The sequence below is a fragment of the Gymnodinialimonas phycosphaerae genome (genome assembly GCF_019195455.1).
Classification (GTDB): Bacteria; Pseudomonadota; Alphaproteobacteria; order Rhodobacterales; family Rhodobacteraceae; genus Gymnodinialimonas; species Gymnodinialimonas phycosphaerae.
Window position 1 is genome coordinate 555,671 of record NZ_JAIMBW010000001.1, and the last position, 16,204, is coordinate 571,874.

The following is a 16,204-nucleotide window of genomic DNA, read 5'->3' on the forward strand; positions in this document are numbered from 1 at the left end:
CGGACGTGCAAAGACATGTGCCCACGGCATGGCGCGGGGGCGATGGGACCTACGGCCCGCCCAGAAGGTCCGTGACCGGTGCGCCGGGTGGCAGATCAAGGGCCTGCCGCATCGCCGCGCGCCCCCGCGCCAGCCGCGATGTCACCGTGCCAAGGGGCAATCCGGTCCGCTGGGCGATCTCTGCGTAGGACAGCCCGTCCATCGCGCGCATTTTCAACAGCACCTGCTGGTCTTCCGACAATGCGGCCAGCGCCTCCAGCGCCTCGGCGCAGGCCAGCCGCGTGGCCCCGTCCGAGCCGCGCGGGGCGACGATGTCCTCGGGCTCGATGTCCATGGGCGGTGCGAAAGAGCCGCGCCGGAACGCCCGATGGCGCAGGGTGGCGAAGGCATAGGCGCGCAGGTCGTCGATGGGGGCGGCATCGGTACCGGCCTCGAACGACATCGCCATGCGCGACCAGACCCGTAGCAGCGTGTCCTGCACCAGATCATCCGCGTCCTCGCCCGAGCGGGCGAGGCGCCGGGCCGAGCGGCGCAGGTCCGTGAGCAGCGCGGTGAAGATGCGGCTATGGGGCAGGGCGCCGGAGGCGTCCTCCTCAAGGGGGAGGGGCGGGGCTGGAGGGGGAGACGGGGACATGGGGCCTCGACTGTCAGGGGTTGCGTCAGCGCCTTAGACGCTGCGCCGCCCGGGATGCGCGCCGCAAGTGGCGCGCGCGGGACGGGCCCAATCGCCCCGATTGCCGCCCATGCCGGGCGGTCCTTTGCCGAGGCCCACAAGCCTCGGCGGGACGTCGCGCTTGCGCCTGCGCCCCTTGGGCAGGGTGCCGCCGACATTCCACGCTTTCCCCCGGGCTCGGGACGAAACGGGCCCGGGCAAGCTCTTCCCTAGTAGATGCGCCGCCAATGACGGCGGGCCGCATCTGATACGCAACCAACTGAAGGGAACTTTCCCATGCGATCCCAATTTGACAAACCTCGCCTTGGCGCGATCACCGCGGCGACCGCCTTCGCTGTTCTCGTGGGCGGCGCAAGCCTTGCCATGGGGCAGGCCGAAACCATCGACGCGGACGGCGACGGTATGGTCAGCTTCGCCGAACTGCTGGTGCTGATGCCCGCCCTGAGTGAAGCGGAATATCAGGCGCTCGACGCCGATGCCGACGGCCTTCTGAGCGGTGACGAGATCGGGGCCGCACAAGAAGCGGGGCTTATTCCAGCCAGCTGACGTGGTCCCCACCCTTGGCCTGCGTCCGGCGCGGGCCAGGGGGCAGGCGCGGGGGCGGGGCAGACGGCCCCCGCGTCTTGAATACCCGCCCGGGCGTTCGTGTTGCGCCCGCGCCAAGTTTTTTGCAAAAAACTTGTAAAAGCCTTTCAAGGCTTTTGCGTGCCCAAGCCTTTTGAAAAAGGCTTGTAAGAGCCTTGCAAGGCTCTTGGCCCCGTGGCGATGTCAGTCGCCAAAGGGATCCGGGATCGGGGCGTAGCCCGGCAAGCGGCCTCTGTTGAGGCCCCAGACCTGATTAAGATATGTGCCCTGGGCCACCACGACACTATCAAGGGTGGATCGCGCCGAGGTGCCCTCGGACGTTTCGGCCAAGGGCTCGGTCGTGGTGAAGGAGACGACGGTGTCGCCCCCCTCGATCTCGTAGGTGGTGAAGTAGGCCGCGACCTCTCCGAAGGCGCCCGCGCGGCCCACGTTGGCGAAAACGATCCCCTCCGATCCGAACCGCGCCTGCAAATCGGCTTGCGTGGTTTGCCCAAACCGGATGCCGGAGATCGGTGTATCCACCGGGCCCCCGGCCGCGGGGCGCAGTTCAACGAAATGCACGTCGCCCGTCTCGCTATCGGCAATGGCTGTCACTTGCAGGCCCGCCAGATCCGCCCAATAGCGCCGGGTAAGCGGCGCTTGGGTTTGCGTATCGTCTGGCTGGGGCAGACTGGCCGGAACAGGCGCGCCCAGGGTGATCCCGTGCACGGTTTGCGCCGACAGGGGCGCGCCGTAGAACAGGGGCCCGGCGCAGGCAAGCACCAGCCCAAGCACCAGGAGGGCGCGCAAGATCAGAGGCCCCGTGCGATGGCGGCGACGCCCGTGCGCGCCAGTTTCACCTCGCCCAAGGGGCGCATCAACTCGCAAAAGGCGTCGATCTTGTCGGGCATGCCGGTCATTTCGAACACGAACGACTCCAGCGTGCTGTCGACCACATTGGCGCGGAAGATCTCGGCGATGCGCAGGGCCTCCACGCGCTTCTCGCCCTTGGCGATGACTTTGATCAGCGACAGCTCGCGCGCCACGAAGGGGCCTTCCACGGTCATGTCCGAGACTTCGTGAACCGGCACCATGCGCCCCAGCTGCATCTTGATCTGGTTGATGATCTGCGGCGTGCCGGAGGTCACGATGGTGATGCGCGAACGGTGGCCGTTGTGGTCCACCTCTGCCACGGTGAGGCTTTCGATGTTGTAGCCGCGCCCGGCAAAGAGCCCGATGACGCGCGCAAGCACGCCGGGTTCGTTCTCGACCAGGATGGCGAGGGTGTGGGTCTCGATATCCTCGCTCAGGTGCGAGCGGAGGTCATAGGCAGAATGGCTGGTGGAGCCTTGTTCGATGTTGAGGGCCATGGGGTGCGGACTTTCTATTGCGGGAGTATGGTCAGGGGGAAGGCCTCTGCCAGCGGCAGTGCGAAGGGGGTGGCCTCGGGGGGCGGCGGGGTTTGTTGCATGTCCGCCAGCATGGGATAGTGCGTGACGCTCGTTTGGTCGAACAAAGTGGCGGACATGAGAATCGCGTGAGGTGGCATGTCTGCCAGGCTGGTTACGTCGTTGGCGTCGTGATCGGCGTCCAAATGGCCGAAGAACGCCAGCGTGAGTATGACCTCGGGGTGATCGGCCAACGTATAGGACAGAAATCCACCACCGGGCGGCAGGCCTTGCCACGTCCCAGCGGTCTCGAAAGCATATCCTTCCGATCCCGCGAGGGCCAAAGCCTCGCTCAACCGCGTTACTCCGACTTGAAATCCATCAGACGGGGGGGGGTGAAGCAGCGTAGGCGGCAGAGCGGCCAAAGTGAGCGCGATTATTTCACCATCGGCGTGCATGACGCCAAGTGTGCGCTCGAACGGCAGTGGATAGATCGCAGAAATGAATCCATCGTCGGTTTGTCGATCAAGAGGCTCGCCAATTCGCTCCAGCGCAGACGTAGGCATGCCAGGCAACAGGCCCCGAAAATCCTGGGCGCTGGCGGGCAAGGCGCAGAGCAGAAAAAGGGCCACGACGCGGATCATGAGATCGGCACGCCACAGGCGGGTTCGGGGGGCAATTGCGGGAAATCGGCGTCGAACGACTCGAGCGCCTGGAACGGATGTTCCTGCAAGATGAACGGCGGCTCGCCGTCGTGCAACCCGTAGCGGTCGCCGGGGAAAACGCCGCCCTCGACCACGGTCTCGAACAGGCGCACCTCGTCCCAGCAGTGGAACCCGCCGGGGTCCAGCGGCCCGAAGCCGCCGGGGGGATACTCATAGCAGACCTGTGCGCCGCTGGTGGGCAGGTCGAACAGGTCGCCGCTGTCAAGGCCGCCATCGCGGCCCGTATCGCCAGAGCCGTCATTCAGACGCTCTGCCACCTCGGCGTCGGAATACACACCCCAGGAGCCGACGATCACGTCGGGCAGATCGTGATACCACAAAAACGCCGTCCCATCGCCGGCAGTGTATTCGATCTGATTGCCGGAGGTGTCGTAGAAATGGACGGTCCGCCCGCAGAGGAGGTCGAAGAGGGCGTCGACCGCCCCCTGCGCGTTTGCTTGACCGGGCAGTGCGGCCAGCGCGAGAAGCGCGGCAAGCCGTCTCACACCAACACGCCGCCCGCGTCGCCGATGGCGCCTTGGGTGTCGGCCTCGCCCAGAAGCATCTCGTTGTGGGCCTTGCCGGAGGGGATCATCGGGAAGCAGTTTTCGTGCTTCTCCACCAGGCAATCGAAGATCACGGGGCCGTCGTAGTTGAGCATCTCCATGATCGCGTCGTCCAGATCCTTGGGGTCCGAGCAGAGGATGCCCTTGGCGCCGAACGCCTCGGCCAGCTTCACGAAATCGGGCAGGGCCTCGGACCAGCTTTCGGAATACCGCTCGCCGTGGAGCAGCTCCTGCCACTGGCGCACCATGCCGAGGCGTTCGTTGTTGAGGATGAACTGCTTGACGGGCAGGCGGTATTGTACGGCTGTCCCCATCTCTTGCATGTTCATCAGCCACGACGCTTCACCGGCGACGTTGATCACCAGTGCCTCGGGATGCGCGACCTGCACGCCGACGGAGGCGGGCGTGCCGTAGCCCATGGTGCCAAGCCCGCCGGAGGTCATCCAGCGGTTGGGATCGTCAAAGCCCAGGAACTGCGCGGCCCACATCTGGTGCTGGCCCACTTCGGTGGTGATGAAACGATCCTTGCGGTGCTTGGTCAGCGCCTCCAGCCGTTCCAGCGCATACTGGGGCTTGATCGTCGTCTCGGACGGTTTGTAATCCAGGCAGCGCACGGCTTTCCACGCCTCGATCTGGGTCCACCATGTCTGGACGGACGTGCGGTCCGCCTTGCGTCCGCGTGCTTTCCAGACCTTCAGGATGTCTTCCAGCACATGGCCCACGTCGCCGATGATCGGGAAATCGGCGTGGATCACCTTGTTGATCGACGAGGGATCGATATCGATATGCCCCTTGCGCGAGCCGGGAGAGAAATCTGCGATCCGCCCCGTGATGCGGTCATCGAACCGCGCGCCGATGTTGATCATCAAATCACAGCCGTGCATCGCGAGGTTGGCTTCATAGGTGCCGTGCATCCCGAGCATCCCCAGCCATTTGTCGCCAGACGCCGGGTAAGCGCCCAGACCCATCAAGGTCGAGGTGATCGGGAAGCCCGTGGCCTCGACCAACTCGCGCAACAGGGCGGAGGCCTTGTCGCCGGAGTTGATCACGCCGCCGCCGGTGTAAAACAAGGGCCGCTCGGCGGTTTCCATCGCCTCAACCAGCGCGGTGATCATATCCAGATCGCCCTTCACCTTGGGCTGGTAGTGGCTGATCTTCGCCTTGGGCTTGGTGGTGTATTCGCCGGTGGCGAATTGTACGTCCTTGGGGATGTCGACCAGAACCGGGCCGGGACGCCCACTGGTGGCGATGTGGAAGGCCTGGTGGATGGTGTCGGACAGACGGTCCGTTTCCTTCACCAGCCAGTTCATCTTGGTGCAGGGGCGCGTGATGCCGACGGTATCGGCCTCTTGAAACGCGTCGGATCCGATCATGAAGGTCGGCACCTGACCCGTGAGGCAGACGATCGGGATGCTGTCCATCAGGGCGTCCGTCAGGCCGGTGACGGCGTTTGTCGCGCCGGGACCGGAGGTTACCAGAACCACGCCCGGCTTGCCGGTGGAGCGGGCATAGCCTTCGGCCGCGTGCACCGCGCCCTGTTCGTGGCGCACGAGAATATGGCGGATCGCGTTTTGCTGAAAGATCTCGTCATAGATCGGAAGCACGGCACCGCCGGGATAGCCGAATACGGTATCGACACCCTGTTCCTTCAGGGCTTCGACGATCATCTTTGCTCCGGTCATCTGTGACATGGGCGCTGGTTCCTTCTTTCGCGCTGCAATCGTTTCGTATGCGAGCCTTGCGGGTTTCACCCAATGCGGCCAAAAAAAAACCCCCGGAGGTGATCCGGGGGCGCATGGTTCCAAGTATGGACGTCGTTACCGACCCATGCGCCTTTGTCCTACAAGTACGAGAATGCCGGACATGTCCGAGCCTCCTTTTATTCGCGTGGGCGGACGTTATGGGCGCGGGTTTTGGGCGTCAACCGCCAAAACGGCTGATGGATGAATAAAATGTCGTTTGAGCGGCGTTTTGCGCAACTAATGTCGCGGGGCGGTTGGGCGGTATGGTTTGATCCCGGCCTGAAATGCCCAACAGTCCGATGCCCCCCCCCCTTAACAAATCTTTCATACAACCATCACAGACCTGTCGTGGAGCGCGCCTAGCGTTGCGCTGACCCGCGTGGGGGAAAACGCGGGATGGTATTCTTCAAAGCTAGGACATCGAGATGAAAGACATCGATACAAGCCACATGAGTTGGGACGACTGGGACGAGCAGATCCGTCCCGCCCCCGAGGTGACCGACTTCGACCGAGTTGTCGAAACGGCCATGACCCGGCGCGGCGTGTTGGGATCATTGGTTGCGCTGGGATCGGGCGCGGCGGTGATGGGCACCGCGATGCTGAAGGGCACCACGGCGATTGCCGATGGCCACGCGACGTTCGCCTTCACGCCGATCCCCACCTTCACCGACAACACCGTGCATGTGCCCGAGGGCTATACCTGGCGCACGGTGGCCCGCTGGGGCGATGCGCTGTTCTCGGGGGCGCCGACGTTCGAGAACGGCCACGGCGTCGACGGCTCGGACCTGATCTTCGGCGAGAATACCGACGGGATGGAATTGTTCCGCGTGGGCGACGCCGAGGTCATCGCGGTCAACCATGAATACGTGAACCCCGACATCAACCTGGCCTTGGCCGACGATGCGGTGCCGACGGCGGATGACGTGATGACGCTGATGAACCTGCAAGGTGTGACCGTCATGGAAGTGGCGCGCGGGGCAGAGGGGTATGACATTGTTGTCGACAGCCCGTTCAACCGCCGCATTCACCACAACACGCCGATGGTGCTGACCGGTCCCGCCGCAGGCCACCCGCTGTTGCAGACCTCTGCCGATCCAGACGGCACAGAGGTGCTGGGAACGATGAACAACTGTGGATCAGGCCGCACGCTTTGGGGCACCTATCTGACCTGTGAAGAGAACTTCAACGGCTACTTCGGCTCCACCGATGCGGCAGCGGAATTGCCCGAGGGGTTCGACCGCTATGGCATCAGTCACGACAGCCGCTATGCCTATGAGCTGTACCACGCCCGCTACGACATCAGCCAGGAGCCCAACGAGGCGCACCGCTTTGGCTATATCGTGGAGATCGACCCCGCCGATGCGTCCTCCACCCCGGTCAAGCGCACCGCCCTGGGCCGTTTCAAACATGAAAACGCCGCCATGACGATCGCCAATGACGGGCGTGTTGTCGTCTACATGGGCGATGATGAACGCGGTGAGTTCATGTACAAATACGTCTCCAACGGCACCTATGCCGAGGGTGGCCCTACCGATGGCCTGCTGGATGACGGCACGCTTTATGCCGCGCATTTCAGCGCCGACGGCACCGGGGAATGGCGCGCCTTGACGCCGGATACGACGGGGATGGATCAGGCGATGATCTGCATCCACACCCGGATGGCCGGATCGGCTGTTGGGGCCACGACGATGGACCGGCCCGAATGGATCGCCGTGTCCACCACGCTGCCCGAAGCCTACTGCTGCCTCACCAACAACTCGCGCCGCGCGCCGGGCTTCACCAACGCCGGTGGTGATGCGGCGGAACCGGCCCCCGGCACGCCGAACCCGCGCGCCGAGAACCGCTATGGCCAGATCGTGCGCTGGCGTCCCGACGGGGCGGATCACGGGGCAGAGACCTTCACCTGGGATCTCTACGTGATGGCGGGCAACCCGGTGGTGGGCCTGGGCCACTACGCGGGGTCGGACAACGTGACGGAGGGCAACATGTTCAACTCGCCCGACGGCATGATGGTCGACAGCACGGGCCTGATCTGGATCCAGACCGATGGTGACGACAGCAATGAGGGCGCGTTCACCGGCATGGGCAACAACCAGATGCTGATCGGGCACCCCGAAACCGGAGAGATCGCGCGCTTCCTGACCGGTCCCAGCGGCTCGGAAGTGACGGGGTTGATGTGGAACAGCGACCGCACCGTGGCTTTCGTCGGCATTCAGCACCCAGGCGGCACATGGCCCGACGGCGAGGGATCGGTCCCGCGCTCTTCGGTGATCGCGGTCTGGCGCGAGGATGGCGCCGTCATCGGCTGACGGCCGCCGCTGGATTTTGCATTCCCGTAGAAGGGGCCGCACCTGCGGCCCCTTTTTTTCGTGGGTGCCCTGCATTGGATCTGCCGACCTGTCGGGTCAAAGCAGGGGGGCGCTCATGGAACCCACGCCCTGTGACCGGAGGGGGGGTGGGGGGGGCTGCGGTACGCTGTTCCCGATTCTTGTGCGTTTTGACCCGTTTGAATGCGGATCAAGGTATCTGCGACACTATTTCTTCAACCTGAAAGCCAGTTAGCGCAAACGGCCTACAACTCAGGGACGTAGAACGCCCCAAATTGCCGGATTGGTAAGATTATTTTACAAATAATGCCCGTTCAGACAAGAAAACCTGTTTTCGTGGCGCAATTCCCTCGCTAACGTGCCGACACTTCTAATCCACTTGGCGCCCAGGAGGGGCCCAGGGGAAAGATCCAAAATGGGGAGGAACATAACCAATGGATCGTCGTTCTTTTTTGCGGACTTCCGCTGTTGGCGGGGCCGCGGCCGCGTCCACGACACTGGCAGCACCGCTCTATGCTCAAGGCAACCGCGAGCTGACGCTCGTGACCTCCGTGCCGGATGGCTTCGCGATTTTCGATGACGCAGCACAGCTTGCCATCGACTACATCGCCGCCATGACGGATGGTCAGCTGACTTTCAACAAGAACTCCGCCGGCACGCTTGTGGGCGCGTTCGAAGTGTTCGACGCCGTGTCCTCGGGGCAGGCGGATGTGTATCACTCGGCTGAGTACTACTTCCTCAACCAGCACCCCGCATTTGCCTTCATGACTTCCGTGCCGTTCGGCATGACGTCGCAGGAAATGGCCAACTGGTACTACCGTCGCGGTGGTCAGGAACTGCACGACGATCTGTCGTCGCTGTTCGGCCTGAAGCCGCTAATGTGCGGTATGACCGCCATGCAGCCCGGTGGTTGGTTCAACACCGAAATCAATTCGGCAGAAGACCTGCAGGGTCTGCGCTTCCGGATGCCGGGCCAGGGTGGTCAGGTTCTCGGTCGCCTCGGCGCGTCGGTTCAGAACATCCCCGGTGGCGAAATCTACCAGGCGCTGTCGTCCGGTCAGATCGACGGGGCAGAGTGGATTGGACCCTACGCGGACGAGCGGATGGGCTTCCAGGAAGTTACCAACACCTACTACGCCGCTGGTTTCCACGAGCCGGGTTCGGCCCTGCACTTCGGGTTCAACCTGGAGATCTGGGAATCGCTGACGCCCACGCAACAGCAGATCTGCAAGGTGGCCACTGAAGCGGCCCACGCGCAGAACACCGCGCTGTCGCTTGCCGAAAACGGGGCCGCCCTGGCGCGTCTTGTTGCCGGTGGTGTTCAGGTTCGCCAGTTTCCCGACGACGTCTGGGACGCCTTCGGCGCCGCAGCCGCCGAGGTTCGCGAAGAGAACATGTCCGACGAGATCTACGCGAACATCGCCAACAGCTACTTCGCCTCGCAGGCCGAGTCGGCCGGTTGGTACGAGATCGCCGACGGCGAGTATCAGCGTCAGCGTAACCGCGTTAACGCAGGCTGATCGCCTTTCTCTCGACTTTGTCCCTTGCCCGCCTGTGCGGGCGGGGGACCCCCAATGACCCTGTCGGACGGCCCAAGGCGGGCGGATCCAGTGACCGGGACACCTTCGGCTGGAGTTTCTCAACATGCTAGACCTGATCCTCTGGGCCCTGACAGAGCTCGTGATGGCCCCGGTGAACATCGTTACAGCGCTGCTCAGCCCTGCGTCGTGGCTTGATTGGTCCAACCCGGAATCGCTGTCGCGGTTCATGTATTATGGGGCCTCGGTCGAGCTGTTCTTCGCATTGTTCTTTATCTTCGGCGCGATCACCGTGGCGGGTTTCTTCAATCGCCGGTTCCTCTGGGCCTGTGTGCGCATCCAAGAGGGCTTTGCCAACGCCATTGGCCGAACCGCCGCATGGGTCGGCCTTCTGATGGTCTTGCAGCAGGTGATGATCGTCTTCTTGCAGCGCATTTTCCGGGTGCCCGAAATCTCGATGGGCCCGTTGGGCATCGCCTTCACCCAAGACCTGTCGTGGTGGGCGGAAGAGCTGAAGCTTTACAACGCCATCGTGGTGACCATGTGCGTCACCTATACCTTCGTCCAGGGCGGCCATGTCCGCGTGGACCTTGTCTATTCCGCCGTGAAATTCCGCACCAAGAAGGTGCTCGACATGTTCGGGGCGATGTTCTTCATGCTGCCGGTCGTCACGCTGACGTACATGTACGCCTGGTTCTTCATGTGGCGCCACCTGGTGGTGCCCAACCCTTCGGCTTCCGGCACGCTGGAGCGCATGCTGATGCAGTCGCGCGCCTTGCGCTGGAACGTGGAGACCATCGGCTTCAGCCCCAACGGCTTCAACGCCTATTTCCTCTTCAAGGTGCTGATCGTAGCCTATTGCGTGCTGGTGTTCCTGCAAGCCTGGTCGATGTTCTGGCGCTCGTACCTGGAATGGAAAGAGGGTGAGACCAGTGAGGCGAAATACCTGGATCGGGACTACCTTGGCGACGATGCAGAAGAAATCGAGCACGCGATCCAGTCAGGCTCGACCTGATCCACCACAAGACAATGTGCCCTTGAGTGGCGCAGCATAGGGACGGAAAAGATGCTTTTTGGTTTGGACGGGGTCGAAATTGGCCTGATTATCGTGTTCCTCACCCTGTTTGGTGGGATCATGACCGGCTTTCCGGTGGCCTTCGCCATCGGTGGGGCGGGGGTGATCTCTTTCGCGATCATCGCGGCGTTGGACAGCTCGGGCCTGTTGATTCACCAGGCCGTCGACGTTCGGTCCGACGACTATATGGCGCTGATCGCCGACGGCATCCCCCGAGAAACCATATCAACGTTCAGGTATCCGGACCTCCCGCGCATCGATGAGGCCCTGTTCCCCGGTGGCTGGGAAACGGCACTGGACCGCAACCTGTCGTTCATCGTCAACCGCATGAACGAGCGTGTGATTGCAGGCCAATCCATCGAAATCCTGCTGGCTGTTCTGATGTTCGTGATGATGGGCATCACGCTCGAACGCTCTAAGATCGCCAACGACCTGCTGACCACCATGGCGCGCGTCTTCGGCCCGCTGCCGGGCGGTCTGGCCGTGTCCATCGTGATTGTGGGTGCGTTCCTGGCGGCCTCTACCGGCATCGTCGGCGCGACGGTCGTGACCATGGGCCTTTTGGCCCTGCCCACGATGCTGCGCAACAATTACTCGCCTGAACTGGCGACCGGCGTTATCGCCGCGTCGGGTACGCTGGGGCAGATCATCCCGCCCTCCATCGTGATCGTCCTTCTTGGCACGCTGGCGGGCGATCTCTACGCTACGGGGCAAGAGACCCGCGCCGTGGCGGCGGGCTGCCGCGATGCGCTGACCTATCTGGGCGAACCTGCGGTTTTGTCGGTGGGCACGCTGTTTCAGGCGGCGCTGTTGCCGGGGATCTTCCTGGCCTTCCTTTACGGGGCCTATTCGTTTGGCTACGCGCTGGTGTTTCCGTCCAGCGCCCCTGCGGTGCAGATGGGCAAGGGCACGGGCGAGCCGGTGACCCGTGCCGAGGGCCTGACCTGGTTCCTTGGCGTACCGGTTGCGATCATCGCGGCCGTGGTGATCGGCGCCAGTGCGGGCCTGATCGGGGGGCAGACGATTTCTGTCTCCAACATGTCGGACTCGGCTGAAACCTCTGCCCTGCGCACCAATGTGTCCGAGCAATGTGCCGCGGGCATGATCGAGTTGCATGGCCAGGAGGCCTGGGACGCCGCGGTGGCAGAGCAGGCCGCGATTGTCGCCTCGGGTGGCGATGAGGCCGCCCATGAGCGCTCGGAAGAGGAAATGGCCGTGGCCACGCAAGCGGCCCTGGACGCGACCGCGCCCATCGGCAGTGGCGTGGCGGCGATGTTCACGATCCTCGCGCTGGTTCTGGTGCTGGCACGTGGCATCTCGCCCTCGTCCTCACTCGCGCCCCTGCTTGTCGGGGGCTTGGGTGTCGTGCTGGCGTTCATCGTCGACATCGCCTTTATCCATCCGCTGATGGGGCCGGGCGCGACGTTCATGATCCTTGCCATCCCGTTCTTCCTGACGGCCTACGGGTGCTACCATGCCGTGGCCCGCTTGGCGCAGAACGAGTTGTTGCGCGTGGTCTTCCCCCCGCTGGTCCTGATCATCGCCGTGTTGGGCTCGATCCTGGGGGGCATCACCAACCCCACGCCGGCAGCGGCCCTGGGGGCGGCGGGTGCGATCATGCTGGCGGCCTACCGCAAGTTCGGCGACGATCGGCGCGGCGCGAAGATCGTCATCGCAGCGGCGTTCGCGGTGGTGATCATGATCATCGTCGGGGTGAACTTCGACCTGCGCATGGGCCGCGAAGCCGTGACCTTCGCCGATTGGATCGCCTACATCGTGACCCAAGGTGCCTATCACTTCGCCTTCTTCGGCCTGCTCTTTGCCTGCTGGACCTTGCTGCGGACCTCGGTCCTTGGCCCGGTGGTGCGCGAGACGGCGAAGGTGACGAGCATGGTGTTCACCATCCTCATCGGCAGCCAAGTGTTGAACCTGACGCTGATCGCCTTCGGAGGCGAACACTACATCCAGCAGTTCCTGAGATCGTTCGATCAGGAATGGGCGGTTTTCCTTCTGGTCATGGCGATCCTGTTCGTCCTGGGCTTCGTGCTTGATTTCCTCGAGATCATTTACATCGTGATCCCTATCGTGGGGCCGGTGATCTATGGCGGCACGCTGGATCCGAAGTGGGTGACGATCATGATCGCGGTGAACCTGCAAACGTCGTTCCTGACGCCGCCATTCGGATTTGCGCTGTTCTACCTCAGGGGGGTCGCGCCGAAATCGGTGACGACCGGGCACATCTACCGAGGGGTGCTGCCGTTCGTCGGCATCCAGGTCGTAGGCCTTGCGATCCTGTGGTTCTTCCCGGGCATCGTGACGATCGTGCCGGATCTGCTGCCGAACTGAGGCTTGGAGACGTGAGATCGAAAAAGGGGGGCCTTGGCCTCCCTTTTTGCATTACGGCAGGCGGTGGGCTTGGGGCCTGCGCGGGGGATGAGTTGTATCTGGCAAGATGAAGGAGCGCGCAAAGGCTGGCAGAGGCGCGGTCACGCGGGCTCGATCAGGTCCCAGAAGTTGCCCCAGGGGTCGCGCCATTGGGCGACGGTGCCATAGGGTTCAACGCGCGGAGTTTCGATCAGGGCACCCCCGGCGGCGGTAAGGCGTGCCGCGTCACGGGCGAAGTCGTCGGTTTGCAGAAAGAAGCCGACGCGGTCGCCTGTTTGCTGGCCCAAGGCCCTTTGTTGCGCCTCAGTTGTGGCAACTGCGAGGAGGAGGGATATACCCTCCGAGGAGGGGGCGGTTGCGGGCGGCGCCACCGTCACCCATCGCTTGCGGCCCTGGTCCTCATCGCTGAGCAAGCGCCATCCCAGGCCGCCCACGAAGAACGCAATGCCCTCGTCGTAATCCGGTACGATCAACGTCACTAGCGCAAGGCGCATCAGGTGTTCTCAGAGGGCTCGCCAGGGCGGCGCGCCTTGTTGCCGCGCAGGTCGGGCAGGGTGATTTGCGCCACCTGCTGTGCGATCGGATCGGTGGACAAGGGGTGGGTCTGGGTATCGTAATCCTCGGGCGCACCGAGGTCCTGCCAAGCACCGTTCACATGGACCTCCAGCGCCGGGAAGTTGGCCTTGTAGCCCATCTTCGCAGATCCCGGCACCCAATAGCCGAGGTAGACATAGGGCAGCCCGGCCTCCAGCGCCAAGGCGATGTGATCAAGGATCACGTAGGTCCCGAGCGAGTTCTTCTGCAATTCGGGCGCGAAGAACGAATACACCAGGCTGAGCCCATCATCGAGGATGTCAGTCAGGCAGACGGCGGCCAGGTCATCGTCCTCTCGGCGGTCGCGATACTCGATCACGCGGGTCTTGACTGGGGTCTCTTCGATCATCGCGGCGAACTCGAACACATCCATATCGGCCATGCCGCCATCGGCGTGGCGGGTGTCCAGATAGGTGCGAAACAGCGCGTATTGCTCTTCCGTTGCCCAGGCCGAGCGTGGGTTGCGGGTCAAATGCTCATTGCGTTTGCTGATCCGCTTGTGGCCGCGTTTGGGGGCGAAATCCGCCACCCGGATGCGCGCCGAAAGGCAGGCGGCGCAATCGGTACAGGACGGGCGGTAGAGCACATTCTGGGACCGCCGGAACCCCTGTTTGCTGAGCGAATTGTTTAACGCTTCCGCCTGATCGCCCTGCAACGCGGTAAACAACTTCCGCTCGCGCCTGCCATCCAGATAGGGGCAGGCTTGGGGGGCCGTCACATAGAATTGTGGGGCAATGGGAAGCGTATGGCGCATGAAATAGGGTCCAAGCCGTGTCTGATGAGAGAGTGCACACGTCTAGGGCAAGGGGCAACAGCTTTCTGGAACAAGGTTAACGGCGCACGGGTCGCACCTTGCCAAAGGTTAATTCAGACGGGACGGTTGATCATCACGGACCCGACGATTTCATCGGGCAGGCCGCGGTTATAGGGGCGGCCGATCATCATCCCGATCGAGACCAGTTGGATAAAGAAGAACGTGGCCGACACCAGGAAGCTGCCGGTGTGCAAGGCGGCCTCGGCGCTGGTCAGGGGCGCGCCACCGGGGCCGCGCAGCTCAATGTTCATGAGCCGCATCCCAAGCGTAGCGGATTTCGCCTTGAGGGTGCTCCAGCGATAGAAGAACGCCAGTGCGAAATGAACCGGGATCCAAAGCATGAAAGCGATGCCCACGGTCAGGACGCTGAGGATCAGCATCGCCGAAAACACAAGGCCCGCATCGATGACCCAGGCGAACAGGCGCTTGGGCAGCACGCCTTCGTAGTAGGCGGCGTCATAGATCGGATCGGGCAGGGGAGAGCGGGTCATGGACAAAGACATGGGGGTTTCAACAGCCTTGGAAAAGGGGAAAAAGGGGCGTCGGCGGCCCATTTGTGGGAAAGGGGCCTGTGGCGAGCGGGGCGGCGCGGCGAGACGAGGTTTTTCTGGACATTCGGGCCCGATCATCCATGAACCTGTCGACGTCATGTCGATCTCTGGCGTTCGCCCAGACCGCGTTCAAGTTGCCGGGCAGCGTGAAGCGAAGAAGACCGGACCCGCGCAAGCGGGCCCGGCTTTCAGGTCATGCCTTCGCTTCGTCAGCGTCGGTCGCCTTGGCACGATCTTCCATGAAGGCGTCGAATTCCGACTTGTCCTTGGCATCACGCAGGCGCTGCAAGAAGGCCTCGAATGCGCCTTGCTCGTCTTCCAGCCGCTTCAGCGTATCGGCCTTGTAGGCGTCGAAAGCGCTGTTGCCGGAAGAGGTGAACCGGTGGCTGTGGCCATGGCGGTGGCGACGGGATTTGCAGGATCCGTTGAACATGCGGTTGCTCCATATCATGTAGGCGAGAAGGGCGAGGCCGATGGGCCAGAAGAAGATGAACCCCAGGACCATGGCAACAATCCAGGCGCCTTTGCCGCGCGCATCGAGCCAGTTCTCCGCCTTGGAAAACCAACCCTGGCTCTCGGCGGTGAGGGTGGGGGCGGGTGTGGTGGTCATGGGGGTATCTCCTCGTTTGGGTATCGGTGAATGTAAATGTTAATCACATTAACTCATATGGGAGGAGTGATGGACCACGCAAGGGGGGGAAGTGAATCTTTTTCACATAAACCGTTGATTCACAGGTTTGGGCCTAAAATACCCTGTTTCGCATAGGAGGAGGCCAGAATGCCCACGCCCGCACAGGCTTACTTGGTAGGTGATCGATCCATAAGGATCGCGCGTTCCTTCGACGCGCCGCGCCACGTGATTTGGCAAGCATTCACCGATCGTACCATTTTGGCCCAATGGCTGCTGGGGCCGCCGGGATGGGCGATGGACCTGTGCGAGATCGCTTTGCAGCCGGGCGGGGGCTATCACTGGCGTTGGCGCTGCGCTGAAACGGATCAGACCGTCGGTTTCAAGGGCACCTATAGCGTCGTCGAGCCTGGGCTGCGCCTGATCGACAAGCAGGTCTTCGACCTGGGCGCGCGTGATGGGCTGGCCGCCCCTGCCGCGACGAAAAACGTCGCTGTCTTCCGCGATGACGGGGCAGGGTGCCGCGTCACCACGACCATCCGCTACCCCTATGCCGGAATGCGCGACCACGTCGTGGGCCAAGGCCTCTGCGATGGGGTGGAGGCCTCGTATCAGTGCCTCGACCGGATGCTGATGCGCGCGGCGGCCTGAGGCA

The 16,204-nt window shown here is 63.1% G+C and carries 16 protein-coding genes; 6 read left to right on the forward strand and 10 right to left on the reverse strand.

The window, feature by feature from the left end; all coding sequences use genetic code 11:
- Window positions 1-49 precede the first annotated feature (49 nt).
- A complete protein-coding gene (locus KUL25_RS02830) occupies window positions 50-634 on the reverse strand; it encodes an RNA polymerase sigma factor (RefSeq protein ID WP_257891542.1) in 585 nt (194 codons plus the stop codon).
- A 315-nt stretch (window positions 635-949) separates the two neighbouring features.
- Here KUL25_RS02830 and KUL25_RS02835 point away from each other — a divergent pair, with 315 nt between their 5' ends.
- Complete coding sequence (locus tag KUL25_RS02835) at window positions 950-1,219, forward strand: EF-hand domain-containing protein (protein WP_068364248.1); 270 nt, start codon at window positions 950-952, stop codon at window positions 1,217-1,219.
- Between the two features lie 222 nt (window positions 1,220-1,441).
- Here KUL25_RS02835 and KUL25_RS02840 read toward each other — a convergent pair whose 3' ends face one another.
- The 5 genes from KUL25_RS02840 to KUL25_RS02860 are packed head-to-tail and all read right to left on the reverse strand — an operon-like array spanning window position 1,442 to window position 5,577.
- Window positions 1,442-2,047 carry a hypothetical protein gene (locus KUL25_RS02840; protein ID WP_257891543.1) on the reverse strand — a complete coding sequence of 202 codons (606 nt, stop codon included), beginning with the start codon at window positions 2,045-2,047 and terminating at the stop codon, window positions 1,442-1,444.
- Window positions 2,048-2,049: 2 nt separating this feature from the next.
- Window positions 2,050-2,607, reverse strand: a complete 558-nt coding sequence (ilvN, locus tag KUL25_RS02845; RefSeq protein ID WP_257891544.1) for an acetolactate synthase small subunit — start codon at window positions 2,605-2,607, stop codon at window positions 2,050-2,052.
- Between the two features lie 14 nt (window positions 2,608-2,621).
- Window positions 2,622-3,269, reverse strand: a complete 648-nt coding sequence (locus KUL25_RS02850; RefSeq protein WP_257891545.1) for a hypothetical protein — start codon at window positions 3,267-3,269, stop codon at window positions 2,622-2,624.
- Window positions 3,266-3,835, reverse strand: coding sequence for a hypothetical protein (locus KUL25_RS02855; protein WP_257891546.1), 570 nt, complete (start codon window positions 3,833-3,835; stop codon window positions 3,266-3,268). The genes KUL25_RS02850 and KUL25_RS02855 overlap by 4 nt, the downstream gene beginning before the upstream one ends.
- Entirely contained in the window at window positions 3,832-5,577 is a 1,746-nt protein-coding gene (locus tag KUL25_RS02860) for an acetolactate synthase 3 large subunit (RefSeq protein ID WP_257891547.1), read from the reverse strand. The genes KUL25_RS02855 and KUL25_RS02860 overlap by 4 nt, the downstream gene beginning before the upstream one ends.
- 485 nt (window positions 5,578-6,062) lie before the next feature.
- Here KUL25_RS02860 and KUL25_RS02865 point away from each other — a divergent pair, with 485 nt between their 5' ends.
- The 4 genes from KUL25_RS02865 (at window position 6,063) to KUL25_RS02880 (ending at window position 12,923) form a co-directional block, all read left to right on the forward strand.
- Window positions 6,063-7,946 (forward strand): PhoX family protein, encoded by a 1,884-nt coding sequence (locus tag KUL25_RS02865; RefSeq protein ID WP_257891548.1) that lies wholly within the window; start codon window positions 6,063-6,065, stop codon window positions 7,944-7,946.
- 452 nt (window positions 7,947-8,398) lie between these two features.
- Window positions 8,399-9,484 carry a TRAP transporter substrate-binding protein gene (locus KUL25_RS02870; protein ID WP_257891549.1) on the forward strand — a complete coding sequence of 362 codons (1,086 nt, stop codon included), beginning with the start codon at window positions 8,399-8,401 and terminating at the stop codon, window positions 9,482-9,484.
- 124 nt (window positions 9,485-9,608) lie between these two features.
- Window positions 9,609-10,517, forward strand: a complete 909-nt coding sequence (locus KUL25_RS02875; protein ID WP_257891550.1) for a TRAP transporter small permease subunit — start codon at window positions 9,609-9,611, stop codon at window positions 10,515-10,517.
- A 51-nt stretch (window positions 10,518-10,568) separates the two neighbouring features.
- On the forward strand, window positions 10,569-12,923 hold the full coding sequence (locus tag KUL25_RS02880; protein WP_257891551.1) for a TRAP transporter large permease: 2,355 nt from the start codon (window positions 10,569-10,571) through the stop codon (window positions 12,921-12,923).
- A 140-nt stretch (window positions 12,924-13,063) separates the two neighbouring features.
- Here the strand turns inward: KUL25_RS02880 and KUL25_RS02885 are convergent, their stop codons facing one another.
- From KUL25_RS02885 to KUL25_RS02900, 4 genes are all read right to left on the reverse strand, one after another.
- Window positions 13,064-13,456: a VOC family protein gene (locus KUL25_RS02885; protein ID WP_257891552.1), complete on the reverse strand. Its 393-nt coding sequence runs from the start codon at window positions 13,454-13,456 to the stop codon at window positions 13,064-13,066.
- Complete coding sequence (locus tag KUL25_RS02890) at window positions 13,456-14,310, reverse strand: arginyltransferase (RefSeq protein WP_257891553.1); 855 nt, start codon at window positions 14,308-14,310, stop codon at window positions 13,456-13,458. The genes KUL25_RS02885 and KUL25_RS02890 overlap by 1 nt, the downstream gene beginning before the upstream one ends.
- Before the next feature lie 113 nt (window positions 14,311-14,423).
- A complete protein-coding gene (locus KUL25_RS02895) occupies window positions 14,424-14,861 on the reverse strand; it encodes an RDD family protein (protein WP_257891554.1) in 438 nt (145 codons plus the stop codon).
- Between the two features lie 253 nt (window positions 14,862-15,114).
- A complete protein-coding gene (locus KUL25_RS02900) occupies window positions 15,115-15,531 on the reverse strand; it encodes a DUF2852 domain-containing protein (protein WP_257891555.1) in 417 nt (138 codons plus the stop codon).
- A gap of 168 nt (window positions 15,532-15,699) precedes the next feature.
- Here KUL25_RS02900 and KUL25_RS02905 point away from each other — a divergent pair, with 168 nt between their 5' ends.
- On the forward strand, window positions 15,700-16,200 hold the full coding sequence (locus KUL25_RS02905) for an SRPBCC domain-containing protein (protein WP_257891556.1): 501 nt from the start codon (window positions 15,700-15,702) through the stop codon (window positions 16,198-16,200).
- Window positions 16,201-16,204: the final 4 nt, after the last annotated feature.

Bases quoted from the DNA above. Each gene is read 5' to 3' on its own strand.
- KUL25_RS02830 (WP_257891542.1), bottom strand. From the start codon at position 634: ATGTCCCCGTCTCCCCCTCCAGCCCCGCCCCTCCCCCTTGAGGAGGAC.
- KUL25_RS02835 (WP_068364248.1), top strand. From the start codon at position 950: ATGCGATCCCAATTTGACAAACCTCGCCTTGGCGCGATCACCGCGGCG.
- ilvN (WP_257891544.1), bottom strand. From the start codon at position 2,607: ATGGCCCTCAACATCGAACAAGGCTCCACCAGCCATTCTGCCTATGAC.
- KUL25_RS02850 (WP_257891545.1), bottom strand. From the start codon at position 3,269: ATGATCCGCGTCGTGGCCCTTTTTCTGCTCTGCGCCTTGCCCGCCAGC.
- KUL25_RS02860 (WP_257891547.1), bottom strand. From the start codon at position 5,577: ATGACCGGAGCAAAGATGATCGTCGAAGCCCTGAAGGAACAGGGTGTC.
- KUL25_RS02865 (WP_257891548.1), top strand. From the start codon at position 6,063: ATGAAAGACATCGATACAAGCCACATGAGTTGGGACGACTGGGACGAG.
- KUL25_RS02870 (WP_257891549.1), top strand. From the start codon at position 8,399: ATGGATCGTCGTTCTTTTTTGCGGACTTCCGCTGTTGGCGGGGCCGCG.
- KUL25_RS02875 (WP_257891550.1), top strand. From the start codon at position 9,609: ATGCTAGACCTGATCCTCTGGGCCCTGACAGAGCTCGTGATGGCCCCG.
- KUL25_RS02880 (WP_257891551.1), top strand. From the start codon at position 10,569: ATGCTTTTTGGTTTGGACGGGGTCGAAATTGGCCTGATTATCGTGTTC.
- KUL25_RS02885 (WP_257891552.1), bottom strand. From the start codon at position 13,456: ATGCGCCTTGCGCTAGTGACGTTGATCGTACCGGATTACGACGAGGGC.
- KUL25_RS02890 (WP_257891553.1), bottom strand. From the start codon at position 14,310: ATGCGCCATACGCTTCCCATTGCCCCACAATTCTATGTGACGGCCCCC.
- KUL25_RS02895 (WP_257891554.1), bottom strand. From the start codon at position 14,861: ATGACCCGCTCTCCCCTGCCCGATCCGATCTATGACGCCGCCTACTAC.
- KUL25_RS02900 (WP_257891555.1), bottom strand. From the start codon at position 15,531: ATGACCACCACACCCGCCCCCACCCTCACCGCCGAGAGCCAGGGTTGG.
- KUL25_RS02905 (WP_257891556.1), top strand. From the start codon at position 15,700: ATGCCCACGCCCGCACAGGCTTACTTGGTAGGTGATCGATCCATAAGG.